Below are 23995 nucleotides of genomic sequence, written 5' to 3'. Positions count from 1 at the left end.
ATGAGCCCGCAAACCTCCAACGCCGATCTCGAAGCCCAGGCCGCGAAGCTTCTGACATCGTACATGCCCGAGGGGGCGACCCTCGAGAGACCTTTGAACATCGGCACCGATCCGCGCACGATCACCGTGAAGGGAAGCGCGGTCTACCAGACCGCGTTCGTCAGCATCATGCGGATCAACACCGTCGAAGTCGGCGCGTCCTCGCAATGCGCGACGCCCATGGCCCAGACCTTCGAGATCGCCCTCGCCCTCGATACCACGGGCTCCATGAAGAATGCCGGCGGCTCGGGCACGAAGATGGCCGCCGCTCAGGACGCCGCGAAGAAGTTCATCGATTACGTCGCTTCGAAGCCGATCTTCAGCCCGCAGACACGGATCTCCGTCGTGCCCTTCGCCAGCGGCGTCGCCGTCGACCCGAAAGCCTATGGCCCGTCCACGAGCTGGATCGATGGAAGTGCGAGATCTGCCTACCACTGGAACAACGTCGATTTTTCCGCGGCCAGCGAGCTCGTCAAGAAAACGATCAAGAGCCGGTTCGATATCTTCGATCAGCTCAAGTGGCTCGATCCAGCCTGGAGTTGGGCCGGCTGCCTCGAGACCCTGCCCTATCCTCTGAATGTGCAGGACGCCGCCCCGACCCAGGAGAACCCCAACAGCTACTTCGTTCCCATGTTCGCGCCGGATGAGCCTGGAATCGCAAGAAGAAGTGGTGGGTACATTTATGAGAGCAGGCCAAATGATGTCCAAACAGGTGACGCTTATAAGAATCTCAGTCCCTCGAGGCAGGCGTACTACAACAGCTACTTGACGGATCATACGCCCCTTCCGGATTGTGGTACGAAGTACATGACGGCGCCGGAGGCGGAGACGCGCGCGTGCAAGTACTTCAAGCCAGTGGAGTATCAGTCGTCGATGGATCTCGGAGTTCCCAACGGGCCGAATTTCGGCTGCACGAGCAAGCCGCTGCAGACCCTGACGAAAGACACCGCGCGACTCAAATCCCTGATCGATAGTCTCTCGCCCTCGGGCAGCACCAACATCTTCGACGGCTTCATGTGGGCGTGGAGGACGATCTCGCCCCTGAGCGTCTTCGCGCAGGGCGTGCCCTATCGCGACACCTCCGTGCGCAAAGTCATCGTTCTGATGACGGATGGCTTCAATTCGTGGAACACCAACGCCGGCATGAACATCAACGACTCGCTGTTCGGGGCCATGGGCTACCTCACCAATGGCGACGGCACCAAGGTTGCGGGCACGCCGGCGCTCGCCGGCCGACTCGTGAGCGGCACGGCCCAGCCCACGTCCGACGCCAAGGCCCGTGCCGCCCTCGATGCCCTGACCCGCGAGGCTTGCATCAATGCCAAGGCCCGCAACATCACCGTCTTCACCATCGGCTTCAACGTTCCGAACGATCCCATCGATCAGGACGGGATCGCCCTCCTGCGGGACTGCGCGTCGACGCCGAGCCAAGCCTATGTGGCGAACTCATCGACGGCGCTCATCGCGGCCTTCGACGACATCGCCCAGAGCATCGGCAAGCTGCGGATCATTCACTGACGCTTCGACCCATGCCGCCGAAGGGGGGGGCCGGTTCGGTGGAAGAAGGGGCGCTTTACCTAGAGCGTCGTCCTGGATATCAGATCCAGGACGACGCTCTAAACCTATTGGACCGCATCGGCTTTTGTCCGAAAGCCGGTTCCCAGCTTTCGGGCCGATGCTCTAGTGCATCGATCCAGACGGAGGCTTCAGCCGTGTCTGGGAAACTTGATGCAAAGACAAAAGCCTCGTGCTCTGGCGCATGAACGAAGTGATTGCGTCACAGCACGAGGCAATGACGCGGCATTCGTGATCCGGGGACCCGACGGAACGCCGTCGCGGCCGGACGCAGGTCCGACCTCTCCCGAAGCCTAATCCGCCGTCGCCGGGCAGGCTTTTCCGGCCGGCAGCACGACCTCGTCGTCGGCGTCGGCGGTGAACCCCTTTCCCTGGCGGGTCGGCCAGATCGTGGTCCTGGAGAGCGGGAACGCTCCCGTCCCCACGCCCAGGAGGGTCGCGTAGGTGGTGCCGAAAATCGGGGCGTAGGGCATCGTCACGTCGGCGACGATGAGGCGCATGCCATGCCGGTTGTAGACAGCCGGAATGGGAAGATCCGCCGGAGCCGGGCCGACGGCCCATTTCGCGGCGCCGGCCGTGCCGTCGCTGGAGCAGACGCGCACGGTGCGGGAATTGCCCCGCATGTAGATGCCGATGGCGGCGACGCGGATCACGGCGTTTGTCGCGTCGAACGGCTGGTAGACGAGCTTCGCCGCCGCCAGGATATCCGTCATGGTCGCCTGCGCCATCGGCGAGACGGTGTCGCCGCGGGAGGTCAGGTCGGCCACGGTTCGGCTCAACAAGGTGGTGCGCCGCTGCGCCATCGCCGCCCGCGCCAGTTCCGAACCGCCCACGTAGATGAGCACGAGCACTGGGGCGATGAGGGCGAACTCGACGGCGGCGACGCCGCCTTGCGCCCGTCTGAACCGCCCGAGACGGCGCGGCGACGGGGGGGCTGCAACAGAACGCATGGGTCGTGTGACCTCCAGCCCTTATCAGAACGGCTCGGTGCGAAAGACTTGGACGGATTGGAGCAGGCGCGATCCGTCCGCGAAGGACGTCGTCATCGGAAAGGTGAAGCTGAAACTCGGATACTTCACCGCTGCCTGAATGACCACGATGGTGCTGGCCTGGGCATTGGTGTAGCTTTTGCCGAAATCTGGCGACCAGTTCCTTGTCTGCGGATCGAGGGGCGTCATCGTCTTGCCGGCCGCGATGCTGTCGTAGACCCGCAGCTCCAGCTTGACGTCCGAGCAGGTGAACAGCGTCCAGCGCTCGGCGCCGTTGGACCGGCACAGTTCGTTGCGCAGATTGGTCAGGGCGCGCGCGGGATCGGTCTCGCCCGCATTCGCCCCCTGGAATTGCCCGGTCTGGACCGTCCGCGCGGCGTCCGCGAGGGCGTCGTCCAGAGTCTGGCTTGCCCAGAACAGCATCGCCGTGTCGAGGATGCCCGTTACGAGAATCAGGAACGGAAAGACCACGAGGGCGAATTCGACGGCCGTGGCGCCGCCCCGCGCGCGGAAAAAGCCAACGGAACGTCCTGTCGATTCTGTTCGATGACGGCGGCTGGACGACCGGATTGGCATGGGTGTGGATTATCTTTCGTCGCCGATCCCCGGAAGCCATCACGACCGGGAGCAGGGCCTTCGTCCCATCGTTTCGTTCGAATGATGTATAATTTCTCTTCGGTGACACGATCGGTCGCGGGGATCGGACCGATCCGCATGGAATCGCAACGGGTGTGGCTCGGTGTCGGACGGGAGCAGGCGTCTCGCCTTCGGGCGCCTGTCCGTCACCGGACGGACCTTTCCCCCGACGTCCGTCACCGGACGGACATGGCCCCAAAGCCGGCGCCGATGAGGTAGGCGCCCAGCACCAGGGCGGTGATCTCGATCCACAGGCCCGGCTGGCCCGGCACGAGACCGGCGACACTCAGCCCGCCGGCGACGGCCACCGCGAGGACCAGGGCGAAGGCGGACGCGGCCGCCAGACGCGTTCGTGGAAGGCCGGCGAGGCGACCCACCGCCACCCCCAGCAGGAGGCCGAGCACCAGGGCCGACCCGATCAGCGTCAGCAAGGCGATCACGCGGCGTTCCTCATGGGCGGAGCGCCAGACCGATGCCCTCGGCGGGGGCGCGGGCGGCCGGATCGGTGGCGATCCGGTCGGGCGGGAGGCCGGCCTCGAGCAGGTACTCGGCCAGGGCCAGGGCACGTTGGCGCGGCAGATCGGGCTCGGGTTCGGGTGGTGCTTCGGCCGCCGGCTTCTCGGGCTTGGCGGCGGGGCCGGGCTTCCCTTGACTTGGCTTTGTCGGGCCGGGCTTCGTTTGACCTGGCTTGGCCTTGGCCTCCGAGGGCTTCGTCGCGGTCGCCTTGGCTTCGGGCGCCTTCTCGACGGAGGCCGTGCTGTCCACGGCGGTGTCGACGGTGGGTTTCGGGGCGGGGGCGGTCGCGGCCGGGTCAAGGTGCCCCGCCACGGCGACGCGGCCCAAAGGGCACGCCTTGGCCCAGGCCGCCACACCGTCGAGGAGCGGATAGAGCGGGGCCGTCACCGTGGCGCTGCCGGGGGAAAACGCCAGGGCTTTCGGCGGTTCGAGGGCGGCGAACCGCGCCCGGCATTCCGCCTCGCTCGGAGGCACGGCGACGCCCGGCACGGCGACGGCCGCCGTGGCCTGCCAGCCGGCCGGCAGCGCGCGGGGCAGGCTTCCTTCCAGACGCCGCGCGGCTTCCGGATAGAGGCTGTCGCCGGTCAGCGTGAGGCTGCGGTCGGCGACCCTGACCTCGCCGCGCGCCATCACCGACAGGGCCTCGGCGCCCGCCTCCAGGGCCTCCGTCAGGCCGGCGGGCGCGCCCTCGGCGAGACGCGTGCGGTCGACGATCCGCTCGTGGAAGAATCTGGGCCGCAGGGTCGCGAGGATGCGGTCGCGGGTGGCGGCGTCGGGCAGGTGTCCGCCGAGGGTGACGCTGTCGGCCTCGCGCCGCAGCTGGACGCGGTAGGGCGAGAGCGGCCGTGTCTCGATCCGCACCGGACCGGCCTCGACCCCGGCGGGACGGGCGTCCCGCAGAAGGGCGGCGATCTCCCCCGGCGCCTGTCCGTCGAGGGCGACGCCCATCACCGTCACGGCGCCCTGCGCGAAGGCGACCCGCCCGTCCTGGATCAGGGCGGCGAGACGAAGCATGAAGGCGCCGAGCCCGGCCGGATCGATCCGCGGGTCGAGGCCCCGCGCCGTGCGGGTCTCGTCGAGGAACCCGGCGCCCTCGGCGATCTCGGTGGCACCGGCCTTGAGCGCCGCGCGGGCGCTTTCCGACGCGACGTAGCCGGTGAGGCCGATGCCGCCGCCGGGCGCCCGCAGGATGGCGAAGCTGAAATCCGGGACCCGTGCCGGCAGGATCTCGATGGTGCCGAGGGTGAACCCCGTCGGCGGCGTCGCGAGCGCCGTGCGCAGGGCCGCTTCCTCCGCCGTCGAGGCCGCCTCGCCCCGGACGGACAGCTTCGTGTCGGCGAGCTCGGCCCGCGCCCCCGGCTGAAGGGCACGGAGCGCCAGGACCGCGTCCGTCGCGGCCTCCTTGAAGTCCGCCGGGGCGCCGTAGGCGGCATGGGTGCCATCGACGATGCGGGTGCCGGGGGGGAGGATCGCGGTCAGGGCTTGCGTCAGGGCGCGCGGGCCGATCTCGGCCGGACGGTGGCCCGTGAGGTCGATGCGGTCGGCCCGTGTGCGCGTCGCCGTCCAGACGAAGGGCGCGGCGGTCTCGACGAGGCTTAGGGTGCCGTCGATCCGGCGCAGGCCCGGCAGGGCGGCGAGGCGCGCGAGGGCGGCGTCCCGCGCGGCGGCATCGGGCGCCTCGCCCGAGACCGCAAGGTCGCGGCCCCGCGCCGTCGCCCGCAGCCAGGGCTCGGCCCCCGCCGGCGCCGTCTCCCGCGCCACCCGGTCGGCCTCGGCGTCGAGATGCGCTTCGAGGGGCGGCGTGACGAGGGGCACGGCAACGCCGACCAGCACGGCGACGCCCGGCAGGCCGACGATCCAGCCGAAGCGGCGGAGGGCGGAGGAGAGCGCGTGGATCAAGGGCAGATCGGCTCCCGGTGGTGGAGGTTGTGGATGAGGGGGCGGCACCCGACGTGGATCACCGCGCCTCGCAGGCACCCCGACTGACCGTTCTCATGGTGAGCGCGGGCCCCCTCCCGCTTCAGGAGAGGGAGCCCGGCGCCCCAGCGGTCGCCGCGTCCCCGATCGTGTGATCCGAAGGACAGCACACGGCCATCACGGCATCATGAAGGCGTCAGGCGTCGCGCAGCATCTCGAGTTCGAGCCAGCGGTCCTCGGCGGCGGCGAGCTGGGTCTCGGCTTCGCCCAGGAGGGCCGAGGCCTTGGCGAAGCGGGCCGGGTCACGGGCGTAGAGCTGCGGGTCGGCGAGCACCTCGCGCAGCTTGGCGATGTCGGATTCGAGCTTCTTCATCCGATCCGGCAAGGTTTTGAGCTCGTGCTGGTCCTTGAACCCGAGCTTGCCCTTTGCGGGCTCGGGCTTGCTCGCCTCGGGCCTGGCCGCCTCCTTTGCCCCCTCGGCCTTGCGCGGCGCGGCGCGGGAGGCGGACGCGACGGTGCGGGCCTGAACGCCCTGGCCGCGCTGGGCGATCATGTCGGTGTAGCCGCCCGCATACTCGACCCAGACGCCCTCGCCCTCGCTCACCAGCACGCTGCCCACCACCCGGTCGAGGAAGTCGCGGTCGTGGCTCACGAGGATCAGGGTGCCGGAATAGTCGGTGAGCATCTCCTGCAGCAGGTCGAGGGTCTCGAGGTCGAGGTCGTTGGTCGGCTCGTCGAGGACGAGGAGGTTGGCGGGCTGCGCGAGCGCCCGAGCGATGAGCAGGCGGTTGCGCTCGCCGCCCGAGAGCACGCTCACGGGGGTGCGGGCCTGCTCGGGCGTGAACAGGAAGTCCTTCATGTAGCCGATGACGTGGCGGCTCACGCCGCCCACGATCACGGAATCGCCGCTGCCGCCCGTGAGCACGTCCCGCACGGTCATCGACGGTTCCAGCACCGCGCGGGTCTGATCGAGGAGCATCATCTTGAGGTTGGTGCCGAGCGCGATGGTGCCGGCATCCGGTGGCTGCTGGCCGGTCAGGAGGTTGATGAGGGTGGTCTTGCCCGCGCCGTTCGGCCCGACGATGCCGAGGCGGTCGCCGCGCATCACCCGGATCGACAGGTCGTCCACGATGGTGCGGGTCCCGTAGGCCTTCGTGGCGCCCTTGGCCTCAACCACGAGGGCGCCGGACGGGTCGGCCTCCGTCGAGCTCATGGTGGCGGTGCCCACGGGCCGGCGGTCCTCGCGCCGGTCCTTGCGCAATTGCTGGAGATTGCCGAGGCGCCGGACGTTGCGCTTGCGCCGCGCCGTCACGCCGTAGCGCAGCCAATGCTCCTCGTCGGCGATCTTGCGCTCCAGCTTGTGCCGGTCGCGCTCCTCCTCCTCGAAGAACGCGTCGCGCCACGCCTCGAAGGTGGAGAACCCCTGCTCGATCCGCCGGGTGATGCCGCGGTCGAGCCACACGGTCGTCTTCGACAGGGCCGAGAGGAAGCGCCGGTCGTGGGAGATGAGCACGAGGGCGCCGCGCACGCTCTTCAGCTCGGATTCCAGCCACTCGATGGCCGGCAGGTCGAGGTGGTTGGTGGGCTCGTCGAGGAGCAGCACGTCGGGCTCGGGCGCGAGCGCCTGGGCGAGGGCCACGCGCCGCCCCTCGCCGCCCGACAGCCGCGTCGGGTCCTCCGCCCCGGTCATCCCGAGGCTCTCCAGCAGGTAGCGGGCGCGGTAGGCGTCGTCGCCGTGGGTGAGACCGGCCTCGACGAATGCGAGGGTGGTGTCGAACCCCGAAAAATCCGGCTCCTGGGCGAGATACCGGATGGTGGTGCCGGGCTGGACGAAGCGCACGCCCTTGTCGGGCTCCACCAGACCGGCGGCGATCTTCATCAGGGTCGATTTGCCCGAGCCGTTGCGGCCGACGAGGCAGGTGCGTTCGCCCGGCGAGATCGCGAGCTCGGCCCGCTCGATGAGCGGCGTGCCGCCGAACGTGAGGGCGACGTCTTGAAGGGTGAGGAGCGGAGGAGCGGCCATGGCCGGGCTTATGGCAGTGCCGGCGCCCGCGAACAAATGGTTCCGGGCGCCGGGGCGTGCGGCTCACATCACGGGATTGGCCGGTCCCGTCGGAGCCGGACCGACATCGGGGCCGATGCCCGGATCGTTCACCGGAATCTCGGCCGGCGTCACGTCGGGGGCCTCCGTTGGGGAGCGGCCCGGAAATTCCGGCTCGGGCAGATCGGGGCCGGGCGGCGGCGTCTGCGGCGCCTCATAGGGCGTCTCGGGCACGGGCGCTTCGGGGATCGGGGAGCCGGGATTCGACATGGGGCCTCGCGAAAGGTCGGGGCTTGGCAACGGGTGCCCGACGCAACGGTTCCGTCCGCTGCCGCACCGGGCCTCCTTCGCCTCGGACGAAACCCTACTTCTTCGTGAGGAGCAGATTGCCCTCCTGGCCGACCTTCTTCTGGATGCGCTCGGCGAACAGGGCCAGCAGCAGGGGGAGCCGCACCTCGACCCGCACGGTCTGGGGACCCACGTCCACCTGCCCGTCGACCTTCTGGCCCATGGCCGCCATGGCGAAGTCGAGGCGGTCGTCGGTCCAGGTCATCCGGTCGACGGCGATGCCGGTCTTGCCGAGCATGCCCTGAGCCTGTTCGAGACCGTCGGCGATGCGCCGGCGGGCCTCGGCGAGGCCGAGTTCATGCGGGATTTCGACGATGAGGGGCTTGGGCATCGGGGTCCTGCGCGGGGTTGGTCCGACGTTGGAAATGGGGATAGCCGCCGGCGAGACAACGCCGGCGGCCGTGGATCGGCTTCTTTTCAGGATCGCGTCAGTGGACCACGCTGAGGGCCACGCGGGTCACGCCGCCGAGGCCGATGGCCCGGGCCGGGCCCCGGGCGAGATCGATGATCCGGCCGCGCACGAACGGGCCCCGATCATTGATCCGCACCACCACGGAGCGGCCGTTGCGCTTGTTCTCCACCCGCACCCGGGTGCCGAAGGGCAAGCTGCGATGGGCCGCCGTCATTCCGTTCGGGTTGAACCGCTCGCCGTTGGCCGTCTTGCGACCGCTTCCGTACCAGGAGGCCGCGCCGCTCTGGGCGGCGGCGGGCAGGCTGGCGAGGGTCACGACGGTTCCAACGAGGAGGGCGGCCACACGAACAGGCTTGATATTCATTCGATCTTGCTCGGTTGTTTCGGACGGCCGGCAAAATGAAGCGGAACGGGGCCAAAATGAGACCGGATGAAATGAGGCGAATGTTGCCTCATTTAAGGCTAAAGCCGACAAAATCGTAAATTTGGTCTTGAGATGTATTTGCGTGGTAGCCGGTGGTTCGTGAAACTTTGCCGCGCGGTCGCGAATACTGATTTCGGAAGATGTCCGGCCGGGCGTGCCTCGGGAGAAGAAAACCGCCCTGCGTCTCGCGAAGCCCAGGCATGTTCAAAGCCGAACGAGGGGAAAAAGGAAGAATTTTCCTACCGCGACCCGACAGGGTTTCGCTTCGAGCCGAAGGGGGCCATTGCGGTCCGTGGGAGCGGAGCAGCCCGTCCTTAGTCTTGTGTCGGGTCAAACCAAGGTGAGCGGTAAGAACGTCTTGCCTAGTCGGAAGATATCGCCTCGGCAGGAAGCGATACGGCGCTCGGCAAAAACTGCAGCCCCAATTTGAGACACATTGCTCCCAACCCGGCAACCCGGCCTTTACGTTAACGGCTCCATGGTCCGCCTTGTCAGTCGCGTAACCGGTGTTTGCCATGGCTTCCCTGCGTACCGCGGTTGCCGGCACCGCCGCCCGGAAAAGTGTCTCGCGTCCCGGGCGGCCCGTGTCGGCGCCGCGGATGGGTCTCGTACCCGCCGCTTCCCGTCTTCCCCTCGACGAGATTCTCGTCGGGGATTGCATCGACGCCATGAACGCCCTGCCGGCCGGCAGCGTCGATTGCGTGTTCGCCGATCCGCCCTACAACCTCCAGCTCGGCGAGGGCTCGCTCCTGCGTCCCGACCAGAGCCGTGTCGATGCCGTCGACGATGCCTGGGACCAGTTCTCGAGTTTCGCTCAATACGACGCCTTCACCCGCGCCTGGCTCACCGCCGCCCGCCGGGTGATGAAGCCGAACGCGACCCTGTGGGTGATCGGCTCCTACCACAACATCTTTCGCGTTGGCGGAGCGCTGCAGGACCTCGGGTTCTGGATCCTCAACGACATCGTGTGGCGGAAAGCCAACCCGATGCCGAACTTCCGGGGCAAGCGCTTCACCAACGCCCACGAGACCCTGATCTGGGCCTCGCGCTCGGCGGAATCGAAGGGCTACACCTTTCACTACGAGGCGCTGAAGGGCGGCAACGACGACGTGCAGATGCGCTCGGACTGGTTCATTCCCCTCTGCACCGGCGATGAGCGCCTGAAGGGCGCCGACGGCCAGAAGGTACACCCGACCCAGAAGCCCGAGGCCCTGCTCGCCCGCACGATCCTGTCGGCGACGAATCCCGGCGACGTGATCCTCGATCCGTTCTTCGGCACCGGCACCACCGGGGCGGTGGCCAAGCGCCTGGGCCGCCGTTTCATCGGCATCGAGCGCGAGACGGTCTATGCCGACGCGGCGCGGGCCCGCATCGATTCGATCGAACCCCTGTCGCAAGCCGCTCTCATGGTGGCGCCGACGAAGCGCGCCGAGCCCCGCGTCGCCTTCCTGAGCGTGCTGGAGGCCGGGCACATCCGGGCCGGCGAGATCCTCACGGATGCGCGCGGCCGGCATTCGGCCGTGGTCCGCCCCGACGGCACCCTCATGGTCGGGCCGGCATCCGGCTCGATCCACAAGATCGGTGCCCTGGTTCAGGGGCTTCCCGCCTGCAACGGCTGGGATTTCTGGCACGCGACGCGGGACGGCAAGCCCGTGGTGATCGACGTGTTTCGCGGGCTGATGCGCGCGGCCATGGGCTCGGCGGCCTGAGTTTTTAAGAGTGCCTCACAAAACTCCCGATCACGGTCGGCTCTTGCCTTGGGCTCGACGGCGCTACGGGAGTTTTGTGAGAGACACTAAGCTCACCGCCGGCCGAGCCGGACGGCCCCGAAGGCTAAGCCGTCCGTCCGCGCCCGAACCCTCTTCCCGCAAGCGGGGCGAGGACTCGCGCACGATTCGCGATGGTCCCGCCCGGAGCGGGGATCATCTCTTCTATCTTCGCGTCTTCGGTCGCCCGCGCTTGCGCGGTGCCTCCGGCGGGGCCGTCTCCTCCATCTCCCCGAAGAACCCCTCCCCGTCGTCCGTTGGCGGCGGCGCGGCCACGCGCGGGGCCGGCTTCGGCACGGGGCGAAAGCTCGGCGGGGGTGGCGGGGCCTCCTCCTCGGGTTCGGCGAAGAGGGGCGTGTCGGGAATCGCCCGCAGGGCCTTCGGGCGGCCGCGCTTCACCGGCTCGGGCTTCGGGTCGAAGGCATGGGCCAGGACCTTCTTCATCACCCCCGGCAGGGGTTCGTTGTCGAGATCCCGCTTCGGCGTGAACCGCATGCCGGTTGGAGCTGACGTACTCAGGGCCACGCGGGCGAAAAACACCGTCAGTTCCAGGGGGAAATGCGTGAAGCCGTGGCGGACGAGGCCCGGCAGGCGTTTCCAGCGCGCGTCGAACGGCGCGTCGAGGAGGGCCTGGGCGGGGTCGTAATCCGGCTCCCACGGGCTCATGGGCGGCTCCGCCATGGCGCCGAGTAGGCCCTCGGGCGGGCGGGTGCGCAGGAGAATCGCCTCGTCGCCGGCCCGCACGGCGACGAAGGCCGCGCCCTTGCGCAGCGTTCCCTTCACGGCCTTCAGCTTGCGCGGAAACGTCTCCTGGGTGCCGGCGGCGCGGGCGCGGCACGGGGCCAGCCACGGGCACAGGGCGCAGGCCGGGCGCTTCGGCGTGCAGATCGTGGCGCCGAGATCCATCACGGCCTGCGCGAAGTCGCCGGGCCGGTCGCGGGGCACCAGATCCTGCGTCACCACCCGGACCTCGGCACGGGCGGCGGGCATCAGGGTCTCGATGGCATGGAGCCGGGTCATCACCCGCTCGACATTGCCGTCGACGGCCGCCTCGGGGCGATCGAACGCGATGGCCGCGATGGCGCCGGCCGTGTAGGCACCGACCCCCGGCAGCTTGCGCAAGCCCACGAGGGTGTCGGGAAACGCGCCCATGGCCGCCACGGCCTTGGCGCAGGCGTGCAGATTGCGGGCGCGGGAATAATAGCCGAGCCCGGCCCAGGCCGCCATCACCGCCTCTTCCGGCGCCGCCGCCAGGGCCTCGACGCTCGGGAATCGCTCAAGGAACTTGTGAAAATAGGGTTTGACCGCCGCGATGGTGGTCTGCTGCAGCATCACCTCGGAGAGCCAGACCCGGTACGGATCGGGCACCTCGCCCGGCAGGGCGCGCCAGGGCAGGACCCGGCGGTGCCGGTCGTACCAGGCCAGCAGATCGTCCGCCCGGGGGCTCGGGAGAGGTGCGTCGGTCACGGGGCTCGGCACTGGCGAGGAAGCCCCGTCCTTACCCCGCCGGGCGGACGCGTCCAACCGGGGGCTCCCTCCCGCGCGCAACGCCGTGCTAACCATTCGCGGGCGATACGGGACGGATCGGTTTTTTTCGAGGATTGGGGACGGTTGCGCATGGCGCGGGTGAAGCCCCTGGCCGAACTCCTCGATGCCTGCATCGGGCCGGCCTTCGCCGCGCAGGGCTTCGCCTCGACGGACATCCTCGCCGCCTGGCCGGAGATCGTCGGCGAGCGCCTCGCCCGCTATTGCCAGCCGTCCAAGCTCGAATGGCCGCGCCGGCGCCGGCGCGAAGAGGAGGGCCGGCCCGATCCCGGCACCCTGGTGGTGCGGGTGGAGGGCGTGTTCGCCCTCGAACTCCAGCACCTCGCCCCCGTGGTGATCCAGCGCATCAACGCCCATTACGGCTGGGCCTGCGTCGCCAAGATCGTTCTGCGCCAGGGCCGGGTCGACCGCATCGGCCGGAAAGCGGCGCCGCCCGTGGTCGACCCCGTTCGCCGCGGCGAAGTGGCGCTCGCCGTGCGGGCCATCGGCGACGAGGGCCTGCGCGAGGCCCTCGACCGCCTCGGCACGGCGGTGGTCGCCACGGTGCCGAAGGCCGCGCCAAGGCGTTAATGCCATGGTTTCGAAGCCGATTGATCGGCTTCGCGGCGCGAAGAGCGCCGCGCGAACCGGGTCTTTCAGGACCGGGTCCTGAAAGACATCGAGCGAAGCGAAAGCCTAAACTCGCGGAGGCGAGCGCCGGCGATTGAGGCCGACGGAACGCCCACCCGCCTTGTCAGGAGGCGTCGGAAAATCTACCGCAGGCGCCAGACGCTACGTCGGTCCGCAAGCGGAGTCTGTCACAGCCATGATCACCCGGCGCGACGCCATCAAAGCCACCGGCCTCGCCCTCGGCGCGGCGGCCCTCCTGCCCCGGTTCACCCTGGAGGCCCTCGCCCAAGGATCGGCGAACCTCTCGACCCTCATGGAGCCCGGCCCCCTGGGCGACGTCTGGCTCGGGCCGAAGGACGCCAAGGTCACGATCATCGAGTACGCCTCGATGACCTGTTCGCACTGCGCCGCCTTCCACCGCACGACGTATCCGCTCCTCAAGGAGCGCTACATCGACACCGGCAAGGTGCGCTTCACCCTGCGCGAATTTCCCCTCGATCCCCTGGCTACCGCCGCGTTCATGCTGGCGCGCTGCGATGGGGACGCGAAATATTATCCCATCACCGATCTGCTGTTCGACCAGCAGGCTGCCTGGGCCTACGTGCAGAAGCCGCAATCGCCCGTGGATGCCCTGGAGCAGATGCTGCGCCAGGCCGGCTACTCGAAGGACAAGTTCGAGAGCTGCCTGAAGGACCAGAAGCTCTACTCGGCGATCAACGCCGTGAAGCAGAAGGGCATGGAGACCTTCAAGGTCGATTCCACCCCGACCTTCTTCATCAACGGCGAACGCTACACCGGCGAGATGTCCATCGAGGGCATGGAGAAGGTCATCAAGCCGATTCTCGGCACCTGACGCATCGCTTTTGCGATATGCGGGCGAAACGTTGATTTTTCGAGTGAGAGCAAGGGGTTAGGCGGTATCGGGGTCGCCTTGACACTCAAGGTGGGCGAAACTATGTTGCCGCCCGCTTGAAGGAGGCGTCCCGACCGGTTCCCTCGCTCTCGCCAATGTGAGTTTTCGCGATCATGAGCGGCAACGGCACAGGGGACGGGCGCGGAAACGGTGGGGAGCAAGCGCGGGACGATGACCTCTCCCAGAGGCTCAAACGTCTCGAGACGCAGATCGAACGGAAGCGGCCCAGTGCCCCGTCCGGTTCGGCGCCGCGTTCCGGTTCTTCGACCGGGCCCTCTCCTCTCGGCCAGGCGATGCGACTCTCGACGGAGTTCATCGCCGGCGTCCTGGCGGGGGGCATTCTCGGCTGGATGGCCGATCATTTCCTGGGGACGAAACCCTGGGGCCTGATCGTCCTGCTGATGCTGGGCTTCCTCACCGGGGTCTACAACGTCATGCGTGTCTCGGGGGCTCTCCCGAAGGCACCGACGCAGGAACGGGACCGCAAACGGTCCTGAAGACATGCCGCTCGCGCGGATTTGGTGGCGGACCCCGCGGGTCCGGGGTTTCTAGAAGGACGGGAGCGGCAATGGCCGTAAAGATGGATCCGATCCACCAGTTCGAGCTTAAGCCGCTCGTCTCGTTCGGGCATATCGGCAATCAGGAGATCGCGTTCACGCAATCGGCCCTGTACATGTTCGCCGCCGTCGGGATCATCGCACTGATCACCGTGGTGGCGACGGCGCAGCGCTCGGTGGTGCCGGGCCGGATGCAGTCCCTGGCCGAGATCTTCTACGAGTTCATCGGTTCGACCCTGCGCCAGTCCGCGGGGCACGGCTCCGAGCGGTTCATGCCGCTGATCTTCTCGCTGTTCATGTTCGTGCTCGTGCTGAACATGCTCGGCATGATCCCGTATGCCTTCGCGGTGACGAGCCACATCATCGTCACCTTCGCCCTGGCGCTCCTCGTGATCGGCACCGTGATCGTGTACGGCTTCATGGCCCACGGCACGAAGTTCCTGAAGGTGTTCGTCCCGTCGGGCGTGCCCGGGTGGCTGATGCCGATGATCGTCGCCATCGAGATCGTGTCGTTCATCTCGCGCCCCATCAGCCTCGCGGTGCGTCTCTTCGCCAACGTGCTCGCCGGCCACATCGCCCTGAAGATCTTCGCGGGCTTCGTTCCGGCGCTCCTCGCCGCCGGAGCCTGGGGCGCGATCTCGCCCCTGCCGCTGGCGCTCAGCGTCGCCGTCACGGCCCTCGAGTTCCTCGTGGCCGGTCTGCAGGCCTACGTCTTCGCCACGCTCGCTTCGATCTACCTCAGCGACGCGCTGCATCCCGGCCACTAGGCCGGGTCGTCCCGGCCCAGGTCGGGACCCGCCCCCTTCCGTCCCCGGTTCGCCCTGGCGGTCCGGATTTCTCTCCCCACACGACCGAACTGACCCTAGGAGCATTTTGATGGATCCCTTAGCTGCCAAGTACATCGGTGCCGGCCTCGCCTGTCTCGGCATGGCGGGCGCCGCCATCGGCCTCGGCAACCTCTTCGGCCAGTTCTACGCCGGCGCCCTGCGCAACCCCTCGGCCGCCGACGGCCAGCGCGGCAACCTGCTCCTCGGCTTCGCCCTGACGGAAGCGCTCGGCATCTTCTCGCTGCTCGTCGCGCTGCTGCTCCTGTTCGCCGTCTAAGCGACAACGAACCGCGCGTGGGCCGGACGCCGCATCTCCGAGGGGATGCAGGGCGCGTCCGGCCCACCCGCTCATGAACACGATCGCGATGCCCGCGGTCGGACCGCAAGTCTCCCACTATGACCGAAGGACGTCATGGCTCAGCCGGCCCATCCGACCGCAACGCATGAAGGCTTCGCCGCGACGCCTGCTTCCGAGCATGGTGGCGGCTTTCCGCCCTTCGAGAGCCATACCTTCGCGTCCCAGCTCATCTGGCTCGCCCTCGCCTTCGGGCTGCTCTATTACCTCATGGACAAGATCGCCCTGCCGCGCATCCAGTCCATCCTGAACGATCGCGCCGCCCGCCTGTCCACGGACCTCGACGAGGCCCAGCGCCTCAAGGCCGAGGCCGATGCCGCCGGCGCGGCTTACGAGAAATCCCTCAGCGACGCCCAGGCCAAGGCCCAGGCCATCGCCCTCGAGACCCGCACGGCCCTGTCGCAGGAGGCCGACGCCAAGCGCATGGCCCTCGAAGCCGAGCTCAACGCGAAGATCGCCGCCTCCGAAGCCACGATCCGGAGCCGCACCGCCGAGGCCATGGGCAACGTCCGCGGCATTGCCGGCGAGACCGCCGCCGCCATCGTCGAGCGCCTGACGGGCCGCGGCCCCGACGAGGCCGCCTTGACCAAGGCCCTCGACAGCGTCGCGCTCCCGCACTGAGCGGGTTCGCACAACCATACCCTTAGCGGCCGGCGGCTCCTCGACGAGGCGACGCCGGCTCCGCCCGAGCGGGACTTCCGAGTGAGGGCCTTCGTACCGGGCGCCATCGAACGGGACAGCGAGCAATGTTGTTGGAAGCCGAATTCTGGGTCGCAGTCGCCTTCGTGCTGTTCATGGCCGTGGTCTGGAAGGTCGGTGGCTTCAAGCAGATCACCGGCGGGCTCGATCACCGCGCCAAGCGCGTGCGCGCCGAACTCGACGAGGCCCGCCGCCTGCGTGAGGAAGCCGCCGGCGTGCTCGCTGATTACAAGAAGCGTCGCTCCGCCGCCGAAGCCGAGGCCGAGGCCATCGTGTCCGGTGCCCGCGCCGAGGCCCAGCGCATCGCCGACGAGGGCCATGCCCGCCTGAACGAGTTCATCGCCCGCCGTACCAAGTCGGCCGAGACCAAGATCGCCCAGGCTGAGGTTCAGGCCACCGCCCAGGTTCGGGCCGCCGCCGCCGACGCCGCCGTGAAGGTCTCGGAAATTATCCTGCGCGAGCGGATGCAGGGCGAGGCGGCCCAGGACCTCGTCCGTCGCAGCCTCGGCGAAGTCCGGACCCGGCTCCAGGCCTGATCACGCCCTCACCCATCGACAGAAGAGCCGCCGCGAGGCGGCTTTTCGCATTTTCGGCTCGCGATTTCCCCGTCCCGGTGGAATCGCGAGCCCGATACCCGTCCCAAGCGCCCGCAGCGGAGATCCGATGCCGCCGATCCTCTCGATCGCCAATTTGTCCAAGGTCTACGCTTCGGGGCACAACGCCCTGAAGGACATCTCCCTCGACATCGCCAAGGGGGAGATCTTCGCGCTCCTCGGCCCCAACGGCGCCGGCAAGACGACGCTGATCTCCATCGTGTGCGGCATCGTCACGGCGAGCGCCGGCAGCGTCCGTGTCGACGGTCAATGTATCGTGCGGGACTACAAGGCCGCGCGCAAAGCCATCGGGCTCGTACCCCAGGAGCTCACCACCGATGCGTTCGAGACCGTGTGGGCCACCACGGCGTTCAGCCGGGGCCTGTTCGGGCTTCCCCCCGACCCCGCCCATCTCGAGCGGACCTTGCGCGACCTCTCCCTCTGGGACAAGCGCGACAGCCGGATCATGACCCTGTCGGGGGGCATGAAGCGGCGGGTGCTCATCGCCAAGGCGCTGGCCCACGAGCCCCGCATCCTGTTCCTCGACGAGCCGACCGCCGGCGTCGACGTGGCCCTGCGCCAGGACATGTGGCGCCTCGTGCGCCGCCTGCGCGATCAGGGCGTGACCATCATCCTCACCACCCACTACATCGACGAGGCCGAGGAGATGGCCGACCGCGTGGGGGTGATCCGCAACGGCGAGATCATCCTCGTGGAAGACAAGGCCGAGCTCATGCGCAAACTCGGCAAGAAACAGCTCACCCTGCACCTCGCGTCACCCCTGGCCGGCCTGCCCCCTGCCCTCGCGGGCCACAACCTCGAACTGGCGCAGGGCGGGCGCGACCTCGTCTACACCTACGACACCACGGGCGATGCCGGCCTGACCGGGCTTCTGGCCGACCTCGCGGCCGCCGGGATCGGCTTTCGCGACCTCCACACCAGCCAATCGTCCCTGGAAGACATCTTCGTCGATCTCGTGAAGGAGCGGGCATGAACTGGTACGCGGTCCGCGCCCTCTACCGCTTCGAGATGGCCCGCTTCTGGCGCACGGCCCTGCAGAGCATCGTCGCGCCGGTCATCGCCACGTCGTTGTATTTCGTGGTCTTCGGCGCCGCCATCGGCGCGCGCATGACCGCCGTCGAGGGCGTGCCCTACGGCGCCTTCATCGTGCCGGGCCTGATGATGCTGTCGCTGCTGACGCAAAGCATCGCCAACGCCTCGTTCGGCATCTACTTCCCGCGCTTCGCCGGCACGATCTACGAGATCCTGTCGGCCCCGGTTTCGCCCCTGGAGATCGTGCTGGGTTACGTCGGAGCCGCGGCCTCGAAGGCGATCCTCATCGCGCTCATTATCCTCGCCACCGCGACGCTGTTCGTGCCGATCACCATCGCGCATCCGTTCGCGATGGTGGGCTTCCTCGTTCTCACGGCGGTGACGTTCAGCCTGTTCGGCTTCCTCATCGGCCTGTGGGCGGACGGGTTCGAGCGCCTGCAACTGGTGCCACTCCTCGTCATCACCCCCCTCACCTTCCTGGGCGGCAGCTTCTATTCCATCGACATGCTGCCGCCGGTTTGGCGGACGCTGAGCCTCGCCAACCCCGTGGTCTATCTCATCAGCGGCTTCCGCTGGGCGTTCTTCGGCCATTCGGACGTGGGCATCGGCGTGAGTGTCGCCATGTCCCTCGTCTTCCTCGTGCTGTGCCTCGCCGGCGTCACCTGGATCTTCCGGACGGGCTACCGCCTCAAGAGCTGATGGTCTCGCGAAACGTCCGCGTTCGGACGTTTCGCTTGACGGGCGATCAAGGCCGCGCGTCGAGGAAGGCCAGCACGCCGGCGCGGTGGCCCCGGTCGCCCACCGCCGTGCTGTGGTCGCGGTTGGGCAATTCCAGGGATTGGGCGTTGGGCATCAGCGCCGCCAGGGCCGGGCCGGGACCCGAGACCGTGTCGAGGGTTCCGACGGTGACGAGGGTCGGGACATCGATCTGCGACACCTCGGCCCGGGACAGGGTCTGGCGCGAGCCGCGCATGCAGGCGGCGAGCGCCCGGAGATCGCTCTTCGTCTGCTCGGCGAAGGTGCGGAAGGCGGCCGCCGTCGGGTTCGGGGCCGGGGCGCCGGGCTCGGCCTCCAAGGCTTCGGCGATGCCGTCCGGCAGGCCCCTGCCCTCCACGAGGTGCAGGCCGAGGCCGCCGAGCAGCAGGGAGCGCACGCGGGCCGGTTCGTCGAGGGCGAGGAAGGCTGCGATGCGCGCACCCATGGAATAGCCCATGACGTCGGCTTGGCCGATGCCGAGATGGTCGAGGAGGCGCGCCGCATCGCGGGCCATGAGGTCCGAGCCGTAGGCCTCCGGATCGTAGAGCTTCTGGCTCTGGCCGTGGCCGCGATTGTCGAGGGCGATCACCCGGCGCCCGGCCTTCGCCAGGGTCTTCACCCATTGGGTGTTGACCCAGTTCACCGCATGGTTCGAGGCGAACCCGTGGATCAGCAGGATCGGATCGCCGGCGCCGGTCTCGGCGGGCGTGTCGAGGTAGGCGATGTTGATGCCGTCGGAAAGGAAGGTCTGCATGGGGCGCTCGGGAGTTCGCATCGGACGGGGCGTACGCCCTTGTGGTCCGGGCCGCCGAGGGAGGAAAGCCCTCGATTTCAGCCGGATGCTTGCCCCGGCGGGGGCGGGCTGGCATCACCCCGGGTGATGAAGGACATCCAGCCCTACGGCGCCTACGCCCCCACCGGCCTCGTCGCGCGCATCACCGCACGCACGAGCCGGCTCCCATACCGAAATTGGGCCGCCCGGCGCCTCGCCCTGTTCCTGCGCCGGATCGGCATCGGTCTCCTGCGCGGGCGCCCCCTCGACGTGGAGCGCTACGGCGCCCGGATGCGGCTCTACCCGTACAACAACAATTGCGAGAAGAAGGTGCTGTTCACGCCGCAATTCTTCGATCCGGAGGAGCGCGACCTCCTGCGCGCCCGTCTCGAACCCGGCTGCACCTTCCTCGACATCGGCGCCAATATCGGCGCTTACGCGCTGTTCGTCGCGGCCTTCGCCGGCCCCCGCGCCCGCATCCTCGCCGTCGAGCCGCAGCCAGACGTGTTCGACCGGCTGACCTACAACATCGCCCAGAACCCGTTCGGCACCGTCAAGGCCGTGGCCTGCGCCGTGGCCGACAAGGCCGGCGAGCTCACCCTGTTCGTGGATCCGCGCAACCGGGGCGAATCGAGCCTGAAGATCGTCGGCACCAACGAGGGCGGGCAGATCCGGGTGCCGGCCGTCACCCTGCTGGATCTCGCCCGGAGCGAGGGCATCACCCGCATCGACGCGATCAAGCTCGACGTCGAGGGCGCCGAGGATCTCATCCTCGAACCGTTCTTCCGGAACGCCCCCGCCGCCCTCCACCCACGCCTGCTGCTGGTGGAGAACGGCACCGCCCAGTGGCAGATCGATCTCCCGGCCCTGCTCGACAGCCAAGGCTACCGCCTCCTCGCCCGCACCCGCCTCAACCTCGTCTTCGAACGGGCGGCCTGAAGCGCAGGCGGGCTTAGTGTCTCTCACAAAACTCCCGCCGCACCGTCGTCTTCGGGGCGAGAACCGTCCCGGGGCGGGAGTTTCGTGAGGCACTCTTAAGCTCGACACCTGCCGGAGGGATGATCCCTTCGAAAACACGGTTTGCGGGCGTCTCCCCCCGCTTCCGGTTGATCCATCCGGTTTCCGGATCAGCACGGGTCCCCTCTCCTTTCAGGGGAAAGAGTCTGTTGCGCATGGTCAGTCCGAGGCCATCACACGGAAACCGCATCACACCACGGGAATCGCCTCCGCCAGGGTGACGCCCTCCGGGTCGATCCGGCACCGGTGGGCGTGGACCGCGACGCCGGCCGCGCGGGCGGCCCCATAGGCGGCGTCGAAGGCCGGATCGAGGTCGCGGGCGACGTCGAAGCGGTCGGCCCGCATCTGCACCACGACGATGAGCATCGCCCGGCCGCCCTGCGCCACCACCTCGGCGAGGTCGGCCATGTGGCGGGCGCTGCGGGCCGCCTTGCAATCGGGAAACTCCGCGAGGCCGGGCTGCCGCATGAGGTGGCAGTTCTTCACCTCGACGTGGCACGGAACCAGGCCCTCCCCCTCGGCCAGGAAATCGACCCGGCTCGCCTTGGCGTAGCGGATTTCGGGTCTCAGGCGCGTGTACGGCGTGAGCATGGGCAGGGTTCCCGCCGCGAAGGCTTCGGCCACGAGGGCATTCGGCCGCTGGGTATCGATGCCGACCCATTGCGGGCCGCCCGGCAGATCGGCCTCCACCAGCTCCCACGAGAAGCCGAGCTTTCGCGCCGGGTTGGTGGAGGCGGAGAGGAGTGCGCGCGCGCCCGGCGCCAGCAGGCCGAGCATCGCTCCGGGATTGGCGCAATGCGCCGTGACGAGGCGCCCGTCTTCCAGCTCCATGTCGGCGAGGAAGCGCTTGTAGCGGCGCACGAGGCGCGCGGGGATGAGGGGCGCGGGGAAACGCATGGGCCGCCTTGCGAGAGGATGGGGCGAAGATCGCGAAGAAAACGACGGTCCGGGGCGGTATTCCCGGTTGCGGTCGGGGGCATCGTCATTGCCGGGCTGGTAAGTCAACCGCCGATACGACAGACTTCACGGACGCGTATCAGGGAATGCGGATCGGCCTCGTCCATCCGTACACGAGGCCGGTCATGTTCAACCTGTTCGAGATTCTCCAGGCGCAGGCCGGTCCGGGCGCGCAGGGCTTCGGGCAGCAGTTCGGCCTGTCGCAGGACCAGACCCGGCGGGCCATGGAAGTGCTCCTGCCCGCCTTCACCATGGGCCTCCAACGCAACGCCGCCAACGATCCCATGGGCTTCGCTCAGCTGTTCAGCCTCGCCGGCACCCCGGCGGCGCAGCCCGCCGCCACGCCGCAAATGGACATGCTGGTGCGCCAGTTGTTCGGTTCGCCGAACCTGAGCCAGGCCGTGCTGCAGCAGGCGGCCGGCGCCAGCGGCATCGCCATGCCGATCCTGAAGCAGATGCTGCCGATCATGGCGGGGATGATCGTGGCCGGCATCGTCCACGTGATGATCAACCAACCGCAGCAGGCCGCCCCGGCCCCGGCCGCGAACCCGTTCGGCTTCGCGCCTCACCCCGCCTGGACCGAGATGATGAACAACTTCCTGGCGGCCAGCGGGCTGGCGCCGACGCCCCCGAAGGCTCCTCCGCCGCGCGCGGCCAGCCGGCTGAAGCCCCTGGCGGGCGGCGGCCGAACCGCACCGGGCAAGCCGGCGACCGGCCCCACGGCCCCGGCCGCCGACGCCGCGCCGTTCGAACTGTTTCAGCAGATGTTCCAGTCGGGCCTCGACGTGCAGCAGGAGAACGCCAAGGCGATGCAGCGCCTGTTCGACACGTTCTGGCAGGACGAGGCCGGTGCCGCGCCCGGAGCCTCCACGGGGACCAAGGCCGCGCGGTGACGGCACCGGGCGGGACGGCGCGGCCGCCCGGCCCAGCGGGTCAGGAGGTTCGGATCCCGCTGGCCAGGGACAGGAAGAAGCCGCTCAGCTTGTCGCCGAAGCTGGCGAGGAACCCGACGAGCATCAGGGCGACGAAGGTGACGATGAGCCCGTACTCGATGGCCGTGGAGCCCTCCTCGGCCCTGAGGAAGAGCCGGAGACGCCGGCCCAGGCTCCGGGCGGTGGAGCGAACGTCGTGATCTCGCCCCTCGTTCGTGTCTCCCGCCATGGTCCGTGAACTCCCCCCGCCCGCAGCGTGGCGAGGTGACGTTATCCGGGGGCGCTTTATCGGAGCTTAAGGCCAGCGGCCAAATGCCCGCGACACGGGCCTCGACGCTTGGAAAACGCTCAGTCCCGCCCGGCTTCCTTGCGCAGGGCGTCGATGCGCTGGGAGGCTTCCGCCTTGTCGAGGTCGGGCGAGAACGCCTCGGGGTCCTTGGCCTGTTCGGACAGGGTCTTGAGGTAGGAGGCCTGGGCGCCGGTCATGGGCTCGCCGCCCGTGGTCCACTCGCTCGGGTCCTTGATCTGATTCGAGGTGTCCTTCGGATCGATCTTCGGATTGGTCTCTTTTGAATGGGTCTCTTTTGGACTGTTTTCTTGGGCCTTCGCGGCAGCCTTGGTCATGATGGCCTCGTGTTCATGGATTGTTCTTATGAACGCGAGGAAACGCTCCCGGTTCCGCCCGGTCGAGACGACCGGGCGGGGGATCGGATCAGGCGGCCACGGCCTTGGGCTGAACTTCGGCGGTGTAGTCGTCCATGAGGGTCTTGGTCAGGGCGGCGGGCACGAACCGGTAGGGGCCGATCTCCGACACCGGCGTCACCTCGGCGGCGGAGCCGGTGATGAAGCACTCCGAGAAGCCCTCCATCTCGGCCGGCAGGATGCGCCGCTCCGTCACGGCGATGCCGCGACGCTTGGCGAGCTCGATCACCGTCTGGCGGGTGATGCCGTTGAGGAAGCGGTCGGCCAGGGGCGTATGGATGGCGCCGTCCTTCACGAAGAACACGTTGGCGCCCGTGCATTCGGCGACGTTGTCCTCCCAGTCGAGCATGAGGGCGTCGGCGTAGCCCTTGTTCTCGGCCCGGTGCTTCGAGATGGTGCAGATCATGTACAGGCCCGCCGCCTTGGAGGTGGAGGGGGCGGTGCGCGGATCGGGACGGCGGTAATCGGCGATGTCGAGACGGATGCCCTTCATCTTGGTCTCGGGATCGAAATAGCTCGGCCATTCCCAGGCGGCGATGGCCAGGTGAATCGTGTTGCCCTGCGCCGCCACGCCCATCATCTCCGAACCGCGCCACGCCACGGGGCGCAGATAGGCGTCGGTGAGTCCGCTGGTTCTGAGGACGAGTTCCTTGGCGGCCTCGATCTCGTCCGCCGTGTAGGGGATCTTGAAATCCAGGAGTTCGGCCGAGCGCAGCAGCCGCTCGGCATGTTCGCGGCTCTTGAAGATGCGACCGCCATAGGCCCGCTCGCCCTCGAACACCGACGAGCCGTAATGCAGCCCGTGCGAGAGAACGTGGATCTTGGCGTCCTTCCACGGCACCATCACGCCGTCGTACCAGATGGTGCCCTCGCGCGCGTCGAACGGAATCAGGGACATGGCGGGCTTCCTCGACACGCGGGCTTGCCCTCGAAGCCGGCGTCATGGGTGTGGGAGATGGTGCGGCGGGGCGCGCCACGCGGCGTGAGGCCCTACCGGAAGGCTTGACGGGTAGCAACGCGCCTGAAATATGTCAACAACACTGAC

The 23995-nt window shown here is 68.5% G+C and carries 27 protein-coding genes; 13 read left to right on the top strand and 14 right to left on the bottom strand.

Features of this window, described 5'->3' with window-relative positions; translation table 11 throughout:
- A complete protein-coding gene (locus tag BM249_RS10740; protein ID WP_244528692.1) occupies positions 1-1557 on the top strand; it encodes a vWA domain-containing protein in 1557 nt (518 codons plus the stop codon).
- A gap of 350 nt (positions 1558-1907) precedes the next feature.
- Here the strand turns inward: BM249_RS10740 and BM249_RS10735 are convergent, their stop codons facing one another.
- The 8 genes from BM249_RS10735 to BM249_RS10700 form a co-directional block, all read right to left on the bottom strand.
- Entirely contained in the window at positions 1908-2564 is a 657-nt protein-coding gene (locus BM249_RS10735) for a TadE/TadG family type IV pilus assembly protein (protein WP_091971754.1), read from the bottom strand.
- 24 nt (positions 2565-2588) lie between these two features.
- Complete coding sequence (locus tag BM249_RS10730) at positions 2589-3173, bottom strand: TadE family protein (protein WP_425284822.1); 585 nt, start codon at positions 3171-3173, stop codon at positions 2589-2591.
- A gap of 242 nt (positions 3174-3415) precedes the next feature.
- A complete protein-coding gene (locus tag BM249_RS10725; protein WP_091971750.1) occupies positions 3416-3679 on the bottom strand; it encodes a hypothetical protein in 264 nt (87 codons plus the stop codon).
- Positions 3680-3689: 10 nt separating this feature from the next.
- The gene (locus BM249_RS10720) at positions 3690-5654 is read right to left on the bottom strand and encodes a hypothetical protein (protein WP_244528690.1); all 1965 of its coding nucleotides are present in this window, start codon (positions 5652-5654) and stop codon (positions 3690-3692) included.
- A 214-nt stretch (positions 5655-5868) separates the two neighbouring features.
- On the bottom strand, positions 5869-7695 hold the full coding sequence (locus BM249_RS10715) for an ABC-F family ATP-binding cassette domain-containing protein (RefSeq protein ID WP_091971748.1): 1827 nt from the start codon (positions 7693-7695) through the stop codon (positions 5869-5871).
- Between the two features lie 63 nt (positions 7696-7758).
- Positions 7759-7983 carry a hypothetical protein gene (locus tag BM249_RS10710; RefSeq protein WP_091971746.1) on the bottom strand — a complete coding sequence of 75 codons (225 nt, stop codon included), beginning with the start codon at positions 7981-7983 and terminating at the stop codon, positions 7759-7761.
- A 94-nt stretch (positions 7984-8077) separates the two neighbouring features.
- Positions 8078-8392 (bottom strand): polyhydroxyalkanoic acid system family protein, encoded by a 315-nt coding sequence (locus BM249_RS10705; protein ID WP_091971744.1) that lies wholly within the window; start codon positions 8390-8392, stop codon positions 8078-8080.
- Between the two features lie 97 nt (positions 8393-8489).
- Positions 8490-8837 (bottom strand): septal ring lytic transglycosylase RlpA family protein, encoded by a 348-nt coding sequence (locus BM249_RS10700; RefSeq protein WP_091971742.1) that lies wholly within the window; start codon positions 8835-8837, stop codon positions 8490-8492.
- A 659-nt stretch (positions 8838-9496) separates the two neighbouring features.
- Between BM249_RS10700 and BM249_RS10695 the strand changes: the two genes are divergently transcribed.
- Positions 9497-10606 (top strand): site-specific DNA-methyltransferase, encoded by a 1110-nt coding sequence (locus tag BM249_RS10695; RefSeq protein ID WP_091971881.1) that lies wholly within the window; start codon positions 9497-9499, stop codon positions 10604-10606.
- A 222-nt stretch (positions 10607-10828) separates the two neighbouring features.
- Here BM249_RS10695 and mutY read toward each other — a convergent pair whose 3' ends face one another.
- The gene (gene mutY / locus BM249_RS10690) at positions 10829-12130 is read right to left on the bottom strand and encodes an A/G-specific adenine glycosylase (RefSeq protein ID WP_244528689.1); all 1302 of its coding nucleotides are present in this window, start codon (positions 12128-12130) and stop codon (positions 10829-10831) included.
- Positions 12131-12280: 150 nt separating this feature from the next.
- Between mutY and BM249_RS10685 the strand changes: the two genes are divergently transcribed.
- The 9 genes from BM249_RS10685 to BM249_RS10645 all read left to right on the top strand — a co-directional run bounded on the left by BM249_RS10685 (position 12281) and on the right by BM249_RS10645 (position 18513).
- Positions 12281-12778, top strand: a complete 498-nt coding sequence (locus tag BM249_RS10685; RefSeq protein WP_091971738.1) for a DUF721 domain-containing protein — start codon at positions 12281-12283, stop codon at positions 12776-12778.
- A gap of 235 nt (positions 12779-13013) precedes the next feature.
- A complete protein-coding gene (locus BM249_RS10680) occupies positions 13014-13670 on the top strand; it encodes a DsbA family protein (protein WP_091971737.1) in 657 nt (218 codons plus the stop codon).
- Between the two features lie 173 nt (positions 13671-13843).
- Positions 13844-14227 carry an AtpZ/AtpI family protein gene (locus BM249_RS10675; protein ID WP_091971736.1) on the top strand — a complete coding sequence of 128 codons (384 nt, stop codon included), beginning with the start codon at positions 13844-13846 and terminating at the stop codon, positions 14225-14227.
- 71 nt (positions 14228-14298) lie between these two features.
- Positions 14299-15054 carry a F0F1 ATP synthase subunit A gene (locus BM249_RS10670; RefSeq protein ID WP_091971734.1) on the top strand — a complete coding sequence of 252 codons (756 nt, stop codon included), beginning with the start codon at positions 14299-14301 and terminating at the stop codon, positions 15052-15054.
- Between the two features lie 109 nt (positions 15055-15163).
- Positions 15164-15391: a F0F1 ATP synthase subunit C gene (locus BM249_RS10665; RefSeq protein ID WP_018044493.1), complete on the top strand. Its 228-nt coding sequence runs from the start codon at positions 15164-15166 to the stop codon at positions 15389-15391.
- A 135-nt stretch (positions 15392-15526) separates the two neighbouring features.
- Positions 15527-16090, top strand: coding sequence for a F0F1 ATP synthase subunit B family protein (locus BM249_RS10660; RefSeq protein ID WP_091971732.1), 564 nt, complete (start codon positions 15527-15529; stop codon positions 16088-16090).
- A gap of 128 nt (positions 16091-16218) precedes the next feature.
- Positions 16219-16704, top strand: coding sequence for a F0F1 ATP synthase subunit B family protein (locus BM249_RS10655; RefSeq protein ID WP_177232392.1), 486 nt, complete (start codon positions 16219-16221; stop codon positions 16702-16704).
- Positions 16705-16831: 127 nt separating this feature from the next.
- Positions 16832-17755 (top strand): ABC transporter ATP-binding protein, encoded by a 924-nt coding sequence (locus BM249_RS10650; RefSeq protein ID WP_091971728.1) that lies wholly within the window; start codon positions 16832-16834, stop codon positions 17753-17755.
- Positions 17752-18513: an ABC transporter permease gene (locus tag BM249_RS10645; RefSeq protein WP_091971726.1), complete on the top strand. Its 762-nt coding sequence runs from the start codon at positions 17752-17754 to the stop codon at positions 18511-18513. The genes BM249_RS10650 and BM249_RS10645 overlap by 4 nt, the downstream gene beginning before the upstream one ends.
- A 46-nt stretch (positions 18514-18559) precedes the next feature.
- Here BM249_RS10645 and BM249_RS10640 read toward each other — a convergent pair whose 3' ends face one another.
- Positions 18560-19324 carry an alpha/beta fold hydrolase gene (locus tag BM249_RS10640; RefSeq protein ID WP_091971724.1) on the bottom strand — a complete coding sequence of 255 codons (765 nt, stop codon included), beginning with the start codon at positions 19322-19324 and terminating at the stop codon, positions 18560-18562.
- 126 nt (positions 19325-19450) lie between these two features.
- Here BM249_RS10640 and BM249_RS10635 point away from each other — a divergent pair, with 126 nt between their 5' ends.
- Complete coding sequence (locus tag BM249_RS10635; protein ID WP_091971722.1) at positions 19451-20281, top strand: FkbM family methyltransferase; 831 nt, start codon at positions 19451-19453, stop codon at positions 20279-20281.
- 267 nt (positions 20282-20548) lie between these two features.
- Here BM249_RS10635 and sfsA read toward each other — a convergent pair whose 3' ends face one another.
- A complete protein-coding gene (sfsA, locus tag BM249_RS10630) occupies positions 20549-21256 on the bottom strand; it encodes a DNA/RNA nuclease SfsA (protein WP_091971720.1) in 708 nt (235 codons plus the stop codon).
- 185 nt (positions 21257-21441) lie between these two features.
- On the opposite strand from sfsA, the gene BM249_RS10625 reads away from it, so the two are divergent.
- Positions 21442-22209, top strand: a complete 768-nt coding sequence (locus BM249_RS10625) for a DUF937 domain-containing protein (protein WP_143103732.1) — start codon at positions 21442-21444, stop codon at positions 22207-22209.
- A 40-nt stretch (positions 22210-22249) separates the two neighbouring features.
- Here the strand turns inward: BM249_RS10625 and BM249_RS10620 are convergent, their stop codons facing one another.
- From BM249_RS10620 to BM249_RS10610, 3 genes are all read right to left on the bottom strand, one after another.
- Positions 22250-22477, bottom strand: coding sequence for a Flp family type IVb pilin (locus tag BM249_RS10620; protein WP_091971716.1), 228 nt, complete (start codon positions 22475-22477; stop codon positions 22250-22252).
- 119 nt (positions 22478-22596) lie between these two features.
- The gene (locus BM249_RS10615; protein ID WP_091971714.1) at positions 22597-22872 is read right to left on the bottom strand and encodes a DUF3072 domain-containing protein; all 276 of its coding nucleotides are present in this window, start codon (positions 22870-22872) and stop codon (positions 22597-22599) included.
- 88 nt (positions 22873-22960) lie between these two features.
- A complete protein-coding gene (locus BM249_RS10610; protein WP_091971712.1) occupies positions 22961-23848 on the bottom strand; it encodes a branched-chain amino acid aminotransferase in 888 nt (295 codons plus the stop codon).
- Positions 23849-23995: the final 147 nt, after the last annotated feature.

Source organism: Methylobacterium gossipiicola, assembly GCF_900113485.1.
In the GTDB taxonomy this organism is placed as follows: Bacteria; Pseudomonadota; Alphaproteobacteria; order Rhizobiales; family Beijerinckiaceae; genus Methylobacterium; species Methylobacterium gossipiicola.
Note: the sequence above shows the minus strand (reverse complement) of the source record. Positions and strands in the feature narration are given on the sequence as shown.